Origin of the sequence: Neobacillus drentensis, assembly GCF_036962125.1 — a bacterium.
GTDB lineage: Bacteria > Bacillota > Bacilli > Bacillales > Cytobacillaceae > Neobacillus > Neobacillus drentensis_B.
Genome location: NZ_JBALOA010000005.1, coordinates 522146 through 534500, shown reverse-complemented (window position 1 = coordinate 534500; position 12355 = coordinate 522146). Strand labels below are relative to the sequence as shown.

The 12355-nt window shown below is 39.1% G+C and carries 10 protein-coding genes; 4 read left to right on the top strand and 6 right to left on the bottom strand.

Features of this window, described 5'->3' with window-relative positions; all coding sequences use genetic code 11:
• Positions 1 to 7: 7 nt before the first annotated feature.
• The 3 genes from V7121_RS06890 to V7121_RS06880 form a co-directional block, all read right to left on the bottom strand.
• On the bottom strand, positions 8 to 1270 hold the full coding sequence (locus tag V7121_RS06890) for a sensor histidine kinase (RefSeq protein ID WP_335546132.1): 1263 nt from the start codon (positions 1268 to 1270) through the stop codon (positions 8 to 10).
• 8 nt (positions 1271 to 1278) lie between these two features.
• A complete protein-coding gene (locus V7121_RS06885; RefSeq protein WP_335546130.1) occupies positions 1279 to 1950 on the bottom strand; it encodes a response regulator transcription factor in 672 nt (223 codons plus the stop codon).
• A gap of 117 nt (positions 1951 to 2067) precedes the next feature.
• Positions 2068 to 3015: an efflux RND transporter periplasmic adaptor subunit gene (locus V7121_RS06880; protein ID WP_335546128.1), complete on the bottom strand. Its 948-nt coding sequence runs from the start codon at positions 3013 to 3015 to the stop codon at positions 2068 to 2070.
• 234 nt (positions 3016 to 3249) lie between these two features.
• On the opposite strand from V7121_RS06880, the gene V7121_RS06875 reads away from it, so the two are divergent.
• The 3 genes from V7121_RS06875 to V7121_RS06865 all read left to right on the top strand — a co-directional run bounded on the left by V7121_RS06875 (position 3250) and on the right by V7121_RS06865 (position 8501).
• Positions 3250 to 3711, top strand: a complete 462-nt coding sequence (locus V7121_RS06875) for a MarR family winged helix-turn-helix transcriptional regulator (protein ID WP_335546127.1) — start codon at positions 3250 to 3252, stop codon at positions 3709 to 3711.
• Between the two features lie 3 nt (positions 3712 to 3714).
• Positions 3715 to 6855: an MMPL family transporter gene (locus V7121_RS06870; RefSeq protein WP_335546125.1), complete on the top strand. Its 3141-nt coding sequence runs from the start codon at positions 3715 to 3717 to the stop codon at positions 6853 to 6855.
• A 203-nt stretch (positions 6856 to 7058) separates the two neighbouring features.
• Positions 7059 to 8501: a TerD family protein gene (locus V7121_RS06865; RefSeq protein ID WP_335546123.1), complete on the top strand. Its 1443-nt coding sequence runs from the start codon at positions 7059 to 7061 to the stop codon at positions 8499 to 8501.
• Between the two features lie 46 nt (positions 8502 to 8547).
• Here the strand turns inward: V7121_RS06865 and selB are convergent, their stop codons facing one another.
• Entirely contained in the window at positions 8548 to 10431 is a 1884-nt protein-coding gene (selB, locus tag V7121_RS06860) for a selenocysteine-specific translation elongation factor (protein ID WP_335546120.1), read from the bottom strand.
• Between the two features lie 174 nt (positions 10432 to 10605).
• Here selB and V7121_RS06855 point away from each other — a divergent pair, with 174 nt between their 5' ends.
• Complete coding sequence (locus V7121_RS06855; RefSeq protein WP_335546118.1) at positions 10606 to 11028, top strand: hypothetical protein; 423 nt, start codon at positions 10606 to 10608, stop codon at positions 11026 to 11028.
• 13 nt (positions 11029 to 11041) lie between these two features.
• On the opposite strand, the gene V7121_RS06850 is transcribed toward V7121_RS06855, so the two are convergent.
• Together V7121_RS06850 and V7121_RS06845 are read right to left on the bottom strand one after the other, a co-directional pair.
• Entirely contained in the window at positions 11042 to 11551 is a 510-nt protein-coding gene (locus V7121_RS06850; RefSeq protein ID WP_335495070.1) for a hypothetical protein, read from the bottom strand.
• Positions 11532 to 12026 (bottom strand): hypothetical protein, encoded by a 495-nt coding sequence (locus V7121_RS06845; protein WP_335495071.1) that lies wholly within the window; start codon positions 12024 to 12026, stop codon positions 11532 to 11534. Before V7121_RS06845 ends, V7121_RS06850 begins: the two co-directional genes overlap by 20 nt.
• Between the last annotated feature and the right edge of the window lie 329 nt (positions 12027 to 12355).

Sequence of the window (12355 nt, the reverse complement as noted above, 5' to 3'; positions counted from 1 at the left end):
CGTCTTATCAACTTTTTGGGGTACGTGGGAAAATGACTTCAATCGTTGTTCCTTTGCCAAGCGTACTTTGCACCTTGGTTTTACCATGATGTTTCTCAATAATCCACTTAGCAATCGACAATCCGAGCCCAGTACCTTCGGCGGCAGTCCTTGCTTTGTCACTTTGATAGAAACGATCAAAGATTTTTGGAATATCCATCTCTGGGATGCCAATTCCGGTGTCATCCACTTTAAGGAAAATAGAATTATGTGTTTGCCCGCAGGAAAGCAGAATCTCCCCGCCCTCATTCGTATATTTCAAGGCATTGTCTAAAAGAATGACAATTAATTGATGAATTCTAGCTTTATCGGCTAACATTTTAACAGGTTCGGATTCTTGTAATCGGAGCGTTTTTTCTTGATACATCGCAATTTCTTCGTATTGTTGAAGAATCTCTAGTAAAAGGTGATCTAGCTGGAAGACCTCTTTTTTCACTTCAATTTGATTGGAATCCGACCTTGCTAGTGTTAATAAGTTGGTCACTAATTTCGAAAGCCTTCTTGATTCATTTGATATGGTTGATATATCAAGAATTTTATCCTGAATCGTTGCTTTAGGTGCTCGAAAAAGCACCTCCGTCTTTGCTTGGATCACCGCTAATGGGGTCCTTAACTCATGGGAAGCATCGGATACAAACTCCGACTGTTTTTGCCAGGCGTTTTTAATCGGGACAAGTGCCTTTCCCGCTAAAAAGTAACCAGAGGCTACCGCGCAAAGGATACCGATTCCCATCCCCACCAGCATAATCAATAATAATCTTTCAAGTAATTCTTGCTCAGAGTTTACATTCCGAATGAATTGTACCGTTATTTTTCCTAATTCAGGATGATTGGCCTCGACGGCAATGTATCGAAAAGAAAAATCTTCTACATCGACATCTGTTAGAGTATTCATGGCTGTAGGGCGAATTCTCTTTTCATTATCCTGAAAGAGTTCAGCATCTCGGTTTTGTTCTGACAATAGCTGATCATTTTCATCCCAGATTAAGGTTAATATCCTCGGGTCTCTCCTTACAAATTTCGGAATCGGTCCCCCATTTCCCTCTCGCATATCACCTCGTCCATCCGGCTGCTGATCAAAATGATCCATCGATTCATACAATGATTGGTTAACATCTTTATAGAGTTGATGATTTGTGTAAAAATATATTACGCCACCAAGTATGCTTATCAGAACAATAACTACTAATGAATTAAGAAATGTCAATTTAATAAGGGTTTGTCGAAACATATGAGCTCCTATTCTTCGTTTAACATATAGCCGACGCCACGAATCGTTTTAATATCAGACTGGTAACCTGATGGTTCTAATTTTTTGCGGAGATGATGCATGAATACCTCCACAATCGCGATCGTTGTATCGGAATCAAAGCCCCAGACACGGTCATATATTTGTTCTTTTGTGAGGATTGCCCCTTTATTCTGAATGAGGTACTCTAATAGCTCATATTGCTTCGCTGTCAGTTTAATCTGGCTGCCATCGACTACAATGTCTCGTTCCTTCCCTAACAATTCAATCCCACGATACTGGATTGTTTGATTGGTTGTTAGGCTTCCGCTTCTCCTTAATAAGGCACGAATCCTTGCCTTTAACTCCGCTCCTTGAAATGGTTTGACTAAGTAATCATCCCCACCACTATCCAGGCCTTTGACACGGTCCTCGAGTGAATCTCTCGCAGTCAGAAAAAGAACAGGTATTTTTAAGCCTTCCTTACGAATCGTCTGCAGGACTTCAAATCCATCAATTTCAGGAATCATGACATCTAATACAATGACATCATGAATATTTTGCATCGCTAAAAATAAAGCATCCTCTCCGTTTGATGCTTGGTCCACTTCAAACTCATCTGATAACAGCTGAACAATCGATTCCAGTAGAGGAAGATTATCTTCGACAACTAATAAACGCATATCTATCTCTCCTAGGATGAAGGAATTAGTAATACCTGTAATTATATAAAGGAATCATAACATAAAGGTTATGATTCCTTTATATTGAATGTGCAAGAAGAGGTCAAGTTACCTCCATTAATTAACGCCTCTACCACTAAAGTTCCGGTTTATTCGGCCCGCATTACCCATTCCGCCAAAAATACTAACTTGATTATTTCCACTTGAGTTCGTTGATACACTTGCTTTTGCTAATTGAGGTAATTTAACTGTTTCTCCTGCTGTCACACCTTTAGTTATTTCTACGTAATCCTCATTCGCCAGGCCGGTTTGGACTGTTTTTTTCTCATTTCCGGACACCGTACCTCCAGCGATTTTTGAATTAATAACAACATACTTCTCCTGCTTTGAAGTGTATACCGCATCAAGTGGAACATAAAGTGCATCTTTCTTACTTTCCGTTAAAATTCGTGCTTCCGCACTCATCCCGACTTTCAGTTGATCAGGTTTATCAATATGAATGGTCACAGCGAACGTGGATACTCCGTTTGAAGAGGTCCCTTCATCAGAAATAGCGGCCACTTTGCCGGTAAATACTTGATCAGGAAACGCATTAATGGATAATTCTACCGGCTGCTTCTTTTTTATTTTTGCGATATCAAGTTCATCAATTTGCACCACAGTTTGTAATTTATTGTAATTTGTGACATGGGCAACAACCTGCCCATTCGTGACCCGCTCACCTGCTGAAACTGCTAAACTCGTAATAACCCCTGTAGCAGGTGATGTTACAGGATCACTTCCATCCGAAAAGGTAATTAATTCATCACCCTCCTTTACGCTTTCGCCAACCGCTGCGAGAACTTCGTCTATTTCGTTATTAGCAAACTTTGATTTAATATCATAGCTCGTTACCGCTTGAACGGTCCCTGAACCACTGATATTGATGTTTAATGTCCCCTTCTGAACAACCGCCGATCTTACCTGTGCGGATACAGTTTGTGTGCTTAATGGGGAAGGTATCCATTGATATCCGACAAAACCAACCACTAAGACGCTACCCGCAATTACAATCCATTTTTTCATCTTACTTACTCCTTTTTGCTTTCCTGAATTCCCCGCAGGATGCCAAAATTTCTAATCTAAATCTAGTATTATGTTTATTCCTTAACTTTTCCTTAAAAGTTCTTAAGTTTTGATGGGAATCCCCTATTTGAGCTAAATTTATTTCAATTGACACCAAATATTGTTTTATTATATAGTTTAACAGGTGAATAGTTAAACAGTTTAACTATATGAATAAAATGGAGTGATGAAACGATGGATAAAGACATCGTCCAGGAATTAATTGATCGTTATGTGTCCGTTTCTTTTCAAGTCCATAAAAAAGCAGAGTATTTAATTAAGGGCCAAATTGGTGATGACCTCACGAATGATCAGCATTACATATTACGATATATCCACGACAAGAAGGAGTGTACCTCAACCGAATTGGCCGATGCCTTTGAGGTTAATAAAAGTGCCATTACTGCGATTATTAATCGGATGGCAGAACGAGGACTCATTCAAAGAACTCGTGACGATAACGATCGCAGAGTGGTTTATCTAACTTTAACTGCAGAAGGTAACACTCTTTATGAAACTTGCCAAGAAAAAGTACAATTGTTAGTGGAGTCGATTATTACCCAATTTGACGAGGCAGAAATTACTGCTTTTATTACTACCTATGAAAAACTGGCCCAAATATTAGTCAATAAGAAAGCGGAAGAACTGGGGGAATAAACAGTGAGGGCAATTATTAAAGCAAAATGGGTTATTTTAGTTGCGTGGTTCCTCGTGATCAGCGCACTATTTATGGTAGCTCCTAATATGGAAGCATTGGTCCGAGAGAAAGGCCAAATTACTGTTCCAGAGGGATACTCTTCAACCATTGCTGAAAAAATACTTAAGGATGTACAATCAAATGAGAACAGCGGCAGTAATTTACAAACCGCGCTTGTTTTTCATAGCGAAAAAAAGTTAACAAAGACAGATTTAACAAGTGCCGAAAAGGCTGTTAATCAGCTTGAACAAAACAAGGAAAAACTCGGAATTTCCGAAATATTAACCCATTTTAATAACGCAGAGCTAAAAGATCAGCTCGTATCAAAGGATGGTAAAACCATACTTGTATCCGTTAAAGTCGATGTAAAAAAACGGGAAGCGAAAGAAATTTCAGATGCTTTGTATAAAGAAATTAATGATGTAAAACTAGACCATTACTATACAGGAAATTGGGTCATCAGTGATGACCTCGTCACCAATTCACAAGAAGGCTTGAAAAAAACGGAGGGGATTACGGTTGGGTTCATTCTCATTGTTCTCCTCCTCGTATTTCGTTCAGCCATCGCACCAATTATTCCATTGGTCACGGTGGGATTCAGTTATCTTACAGCTCAATCAATTGTATCGTTATTAGTCGATAAGGTAAATTTTCCACTCTCGACCTTTACGCAAATCTTCCTAGTCGCGGTCCTATTTGGGATTGGAACAGATTATTGTATTTTACTGCTTAGTCGTTTTAAAGAAGAAATGGCAAAAAATGAGAGTGTCACCGAAGCGATTGTCGAAACCTATCGCACCGCCGGAAAAACTGTTTTCTTTAGCGGCGTTGCTGTTATGATTGGGTTTGCTTCGATTGGTTTTTCAACCTTTAAGCTCTATCAATCAGCCGCGGCAGTTGCTGTTGGTGTCGCAATCCTTTTGATTGCCCTTGTCACAGTCGTTCCCTTCTTTATGGCTGTTCTTGGCAAAAAACTATTTTGGCCATCCAAGGGGAAACTTGAACACAGTGAAAGTAAATTTTGGGGATATGTTGGTAAATTCGCATTAGTCCGTCCACTAATTGCTTTTATTATTGTCGGAATTATTTCGGTTCCCTTCTTATTTACCTTTAAGGATCAATTATCGTTTAATTCACTGGAAGAAATCAGCGATGACTTCGCTTCAATTAAAGGTTTTAATATCATTTCTGAGTCATTTGGTCCCGGTGAATCGATGCCAACCCAAATTGTCATTAAAAACGATGATCAAATGAATACTTCCGAATATATTGCGATTACTGAAAAAGTAAGTCAAGAACTCGCCCGCGTCAACGATGTTGATACGGTTCGTTCGGTTACCAGACCAACTGGGAAAACACTTGACGATTTGTACCTGTCTAAACAGGTGGCAAGTCTTGGTGACGGACTGGGGAAAGGCAATGATGGTATTAAAAAAATTAGCAATGGCCTCGAAGAAGCAGGCTCCCAAATGGCTGCTAATCAGCCGAAAATGCAAGAAGCCACCGACGGAATTAGCCAGTTAATTACTGGAACTAATAAACTAAAAACAGGGATGGGAGACATTCAAGGCGGACTCTCACAAATTGAGAAGGGTCTTAAATCAGGTTCTGCTGGTTCTAGACAAATAAAAGAGGGCTTGACCCTAGTTAAGACAAAATCTGAAGAGGTACTCGCCGGAAGCAAACAATTGCTTGCAGGCTATCAAAAGGCTAATTCCGGTTTAGCTACACTTAATAAGCAATATGAAAAAATTGCAACTGGCTTGACCACATTAAACGGGACCCTAACCGCCACGAATCAGTATTTTGCTAATCTTGAAAAACAATACAGTGATATCGGTCAAAATCAAAACTTTCAAGCTATTAAAATGACGGTTCAAGGCTCGCAAACGGCAACAAAAGAGTTGGCCGGAGGAATGCAGCAATTAAATTCCGGTCTTAAGAGTGCCCAAGAAGGAATAAAGTTTGCCAATAGTAAATATGTAGAAATTATAGATGGCCAAAAAGCCCTGATTACCGGAATAGAAGGTCTTATCAAAGGGATTTCCGACCTTGAAACGGGGTTAGATAAGCTAGCTACAGGCCAAGGAAAAGTCATTGCCGGACTTCCCCAATTTACCGGTGGACTATCAGGAATAAATGACGGTCAAAAACAGCTTCTAACTGGCTTTCAAGATATGGGTAGTCAAATTACGCAGCTTTCAGATGGTTTAACCAAAAGTGCTGATGGGTTAAATCAAGTTTCAGATGGCCTGAATACTGCCCAAGATTACTTATCGGAAGTATCCAAGCAGAAGCAAAATGGATTTTATATTCCACAGGACGTCCTTGATAGTAAAGATTTTGAGCAAGCACTCGATGCGTATCTGTCAAAAGATAGAAAAGTTATGACACTAGATGTCATCTTTAGTAAAAATCCATATTCCAATGAGGCGATTGACCGTGTTCCTGAAATTAAGCAGGCCGTTAAACGCGTCATTAAGGACACCAAACTCGAGAATGCTCAGGTGGCAGTTGGCGGTGTGTCCAGTATGCATAACGACCTTGATTCAATTTCAAAAGCGGATTATTCAAGAACCGTTGTCTTAATGCTTATCGGAATTAGTATTATCTTGGTTATCCTTTTACGTTCGCTTATTATGCCACTTTATCTGATTGGCTCTTTAGTCTTAACTTATTATACTTCGATGGCCATTTCAGAAAAAATCTTTGTTAATATATTAGGATATTCCGGAATAAGTTGGGCGGTTCCCTTCTTCGCCTTTGTTATATTAGTAGCTTTAGGGATTGACTACAGTATTTTCTTAATGGACCGCTTCAACGAATATCGAAACATGCCCGTTGAAAAAGCAATTCTTTTATCCATGAAAAAAATGGGTACGGTTATCATTTCAGCAGCCATCATCTTAGGAGGTACCTTTGCGGCAATGATGCCTTCTGGAGTATTGTCCTTGCTTGAAATCGCTACGATTCTATTAATCGGATTGGCCTTGTACTCCCTGGTTGTCCTTCCATTGTTTGTACCTGTAATGGTCAAAACCTTCGGAGAAGCCAACTGGTGGCCTTTTATAAAAAATAAAGATACGATAAGTCATATCGACTAGTACAGTTACGCTGATCTTTTGGGTCAGCGTGTTTTTTTATGCAGATTGGTTTACTTCAAATGATTTTGAAACTTTTTCCCTTTCGATTCGTACATATATAGTTGTATAAGCCTAGAGGAATCTAGGTCTGTTTTGAAAATTTTCCCTTTCTTTAAAATATATTATAATGTACATAAGCAAAGAATCGATGAGGAGTGAAAAAATTGGGTGTTACACTTAGTAAAGGACAAAAAGTAGATTTAACCAAATCTCACCCCGGACTGCAAAACGTGGTTGTAGGGTTAGGCTGGAATATCAATCAGCAAGGCGCTAATTTTGATTTAGATGCTTCTGCTTTTTTATTAGGGGAAGCCGGAATAGTAAACAGTGATCAGGATTTTGTGTTTTACAATAATCCTTCAGGCGGAAATGGATCGATTATCTATAGCGGTGATAATCGTACTGGTGCAGGAGCACAAGATGATGAACAAATCAGAATTGATTTAACCCGGGTACCTTCTCACATTCACCGTGTGGCCTTTACCATCACCATCCATGACGCACAGGCAAAACGTCAAAATTTCGGACAAATTTCCGATTCTTACGTGCGGATTTTTAACGAAGAAACAAATGAGGAATTGTTGAAATTTAATCTTGGAAGAGATTTTACCGTAGAAACTGCAATTGTTGCGGCTGAATTGTATCGCCACAACGGTGAGTGGAAATTTAATGCGATTGCTAGTGGCTTCCAAGGAGGCTTGGCCGCACTTTGCAGGAACTTCGGGATAGCGGTTGATGACCCTCCGGCGGGAATGACAACACCACCACCGTCTCAGCCGTCAATTTATCAACAAAGTCAAAGTTTTAATCAGGGCTATCAGCAGAGTAATCCATACCAACAAAATCAGTCAAACCCTTTTAATAATCAGCATTCCAATCATCTTCAGCCTGAATCATCTTATCAACAGCCGCCTGCCTATGGATATCCAACACAATCTTATCCAGCAACAGCTAATTCGCACCAAGCCTATGGCGGAGATGATATCATTTGCCCGCGCTGCCATTCGTCGAATGTCAGGACAGGTAAAAAAGGATTCGGTCTTGGTAAAGCAGCAATCGGCGGATTAATCCTGGGTCCAGTTGGCTTACTTGGCGGTTTTATTGGGAAAAATCAGCTGAAATTTTCCTGCAATAGTTGTGGAAACAACTGGTCTCCTTCGCAAACCGATTATGCAGAGTGGGCAAACAATCAAAAAAGAAAAGCACAGGAACTGTTTAATCGTTATAAAAGTCAGGATGTACTTGAAGCCGTGGTTGCCGCCTGTGCTTTAGTGGCGATGGCAGACGGATACCTCGATGCATCTGAACGTCAGAAAATGATGGAGTTCGTCCATCAAAGTGAAGAATTACGAGTGTTTGATACAAATAAGGTAATTCAAAAGTTTAATCTGTTTGTTTCTAGAATAGAAAATGACCGGATGATGGGTCGTGCAGAAGCCTTCCGTGCCCTTGGAAAAATAAGAACCAAGCCCGAAATTGCTCGTCTTGTCGCACGTTATTGCATCGCAATCGGCTATGCAGATGGAAATTTCGATAACAATGAAAAACAAATGGTTAGTGATATTTGCCGCGAGCTTGGTCTTAATCCTGCAGAGTTTTTATCATAAGAACAAAAAGCCTCTTTTCCTTTATGGGAAAAGAGGCTTCCTTCATTTACTTCTTCCAAACTCGCTTATTTTCTACACGCTTTGTCAGGCCGATGGTATCCAATTTTTCTAAAAACGGAATCATATATTTTCGTGACAGTCCAAGGATATCCTTCGCATCTCCAACGTCAAATTCTGATCCAGTTTGGGTACGGAGTTTGTCGACAGCTTGCTTAAACACTTCCCCATGATAGGCAAATTGGTCATCTAACTGAACAAGAAGTTCCTCCTCTTCTAGAAAGCGTCGTAAGTCAGGAACCAGATTTTCAGGTATGCCGGCATCGGAAAAATAATCTTTTAAGTACCGAACCTTTAGTCCATCTTTTTTCAATTCATTAATTAGATTTTCTGACCGCTTTTCCCAGTTTTTAGGTACATGAGGGACAAAACTTGCCAATGAAACAAACTGCCCTCTTCTCTTAAAGATCTGATTGGCAATTCCATTCTCAACAACAAAATCCAATAATTGTTTAGGTACTCTTTTTTGCATGGTTTGCAAAAGTTCCGCTTTATTGATGCCTATTTTCATCGATTGAAGCAAATGAAAATCCTGTAATCGGTCAAAGATATCTTCCTCGATCGAATCAATTAACAATTGTAGTGTGTATTCTTTTCCATCAAATAAGACAAATTCTTCCTCCGCTAATTGCTCAGTCAAGGTCGCTTCATCTAATGAAGTCCGTTTGATTAATTCATTCAGCGGCAAGCACTTTGCTTCCATTAATGCAGCGGTAATCCGCTCCTTAGGTGACCCGACTTTTTTCTTTTCAAGGTCTTCAATCGTCTGATTGCCAAAGCGATATTTGTTACCGCGCGGGTCAATCACCCAGCCTCCGCCAATCGTTTCTTGTGGACTCGGACGACGGAGAATAAAACGGTCACCCCGTTTGGTCAGAATTTCTTCCTCAAGCCGGAGTTGACAAAGAATTTCCCCATTTTCCTCTTGGATTTCATTGCGATCAAAAAAGACAATTCGACCCATAACCTCTGCCGTTCCAATATGGAGCTTAATCGGCATCCGCTGTTTGACCATATGTTCAAGGTCTTCAACAACCCGAATAGCGACATCGAGCGTCTTTGTAACGAGGAAATGTTCAGATGAGACAAGCACATCTCCCCTTTCTACCTCTTCCTTCGAAACACCTGAAAGATTAATCGCCGTGCGTTGTCCTGCATAGGCCTTCACAGCAGGGGTATGATGGACCTGAATCTGCCGCGCTCGAACCTCCACCCCTTTAGGCATGATTTTTAGCGTTTGGCCCTCTTCAACCGTTCCTTCATAGACCGTTCCACGAACAACCGTACCTTGTCCCTTAACAGTGAAAACCTGGTCAATCGGGAGTCGAAAAGCACCTTTGGCATCACGCATTTCTTGTTCCTTTAACATCCTAATAATTAATTCTTTCATCTCATCGATGCCTTTTTTAGAAAGACTGTCTATTAAAACAAATGGTGCTTCCTCGAATACCGTACCAGAAAGTTCCTCTAAGATATCATCTTTAACCAATTCGATAAATTCTTCATCCACTCGATCAATTTTAGATATAGCTACTAAACCATTTTTCACTCCTAAAAACTTCAAGATATCTAAGTGCTCCCTCGTTTGCGGCATCACCCCTTCGTCTGCTGCAACAACGAGTACAACTAAATCAATTCCTGCGACACCTGCGATCATTTGCCTGATAAACCGTTCATGTCCTGGAACATCTATGACCGAAATTTGTATTTCATTATCTTCATATAATGGAGCGAACCCGAGCTCAATAGAAATTTGACGCTCCTTCTCTTCTTTTAAACGGTCCGTATCTACATTGGTTAAAGCTTTAGTTAGTGAAGTTTTCCCGTGATCGATGTGCCCTGCCATCCCAATTGTAAAATATCTTTTTTCCAAGGTTGCCACCTACTTTATCATTCTTCCCTTCTACTGTATCGATTCTGGCTCTATTGTTCAAGAGAAGATTTTACGACATCTTTTCAAGATATCTCCACATTCATGTCGCCCATTGGTTTCTTAAATATGCTATGTTACTAGGTAGAATATATAAACAACAAAGGAAGATTGCAAATGAAGAAATTGGTGTTGCCAATCATCGCAGGAATACTCTTGTTATCCGCCTGTCAAAACAGTGAACCAAAAAAAGTCCATGAAAGTAAAACTACAGCTGAAAAGCCCCAACAGACAGTTGAATCGAAGAAAGACAGCAATTTTCCATATCAGAATTTATTAGCTGAGAACAATAAATCCTACTCTGTACTCGTCATTGGGGAAAATGAAGACCAATCTCCGATTGAAGAGGACCAAACCATTATTAAAGATGTTACGAATATTTTAAGTTTGCCAAACATCGCTACGGTCGAAAAAGTTTATCCAAAACTGCCAATCGAAAATAAATCTGCTTATCTTCTTTTTGATAATAATGGAATGGTACATCAATCAACCAGTTTGAAGGAACTTAAACGGTATCTTGTGAAAAACCCTATTAACTAACAAAAACCAGAATTCATCTGGTTTTTTTCATTTCATCCGCATTATTTACAAGTAAGAAACGATACAACACCACTAATAAAGATTGAATAAAAAGATAGGCACAAACCGAATAGATGATGCTGTTACCATTTTTATAATGAAAAACCCCCATTTTATGGTTGACCCACTCGACGCCTATGGCTAAGGCAGTGAAACTTATAATAAAAAACACTAAGTAGCTGTCTTGGATTTGAAACTTTTTATAAAGAAAGAGAAAAAGGTAGGAAAATGGTGGATAAAGAAAATAAACGACAACATCCATTACTGTATAAGCAGGACCATCCATAATATCGTAATAGTCGAACGGCGGAGCTCCAACTGAGTTATCAAAGAGACCTGCTGTTGTCAGGCTGTATAAAAAAATGAGAATCGTCATTTGTTTTGAAAATACTTTTGGCAAAAGTAAATAAATACCCCATGAGAGAATCACCGCAAAAATCACAAAATAATCATTTAGTCCAAAATTATTTTCTACCAACTTCATTCGCGTTTTTCACCTCCGGAATTTTCAATCCCTGAAACCACTTAAAGGCAATCACTACCAAAGCCAAATAAAGAAGATAATAAATAATCGTAGACATGTGATTCCAATGCTTAAAAGTATATAAATCACTATAAACATTAATTTTATCAGTTCCAATAATAACTAGAAGATAGAGTAAAAAGAGTAATATTTGCTTTTTCCACGTGTTGTTAACAATGTGCAAGGTAAGATAGGATACAAAAACTGGTATAAAGGCACTTCGAAACAAGAGAAATGCTAAATATAATTTTGGAGTTGTTGCTGTTTTTATCCACTTAAATGTTTCAAATAATCCTAGATATGTGTGTGTGTTAATAAGGCAGGTCAGTAGGACAAGAAATAGAATTTCCTCCCTTGATCCCCTGGATTCTTTTCGATTAAAGGTAAGAAACCCTGTCATCATCCAGCTTAACGTGAAATAAAAGGTAACTATCATAAAATCTCCTCTTCTATTCTTAACCATTCTTACCAATTATCTTTACCCACATATTCATAAAATAGAAATAATTCGTTCATTAATTTATTATTTTAGATTTTTTTTGGAATCATGAGATATAAGAAGAAAATATTATGAGAGGACCGATGAAAGTAAAAGGTCAATTCATTTGGAGGTTTGATTTCTTAATCTAATAAACATTTAGTATGAACAGGCTCTATGGATGCGTATGGTTACCGTTTTTACTCAAAAACAACTGCTGCGGTAACCATTGAGTTCGTATGGTTACCGTTCTTCCAAAATACTCAATGCTGAGGTAACCATAGGAG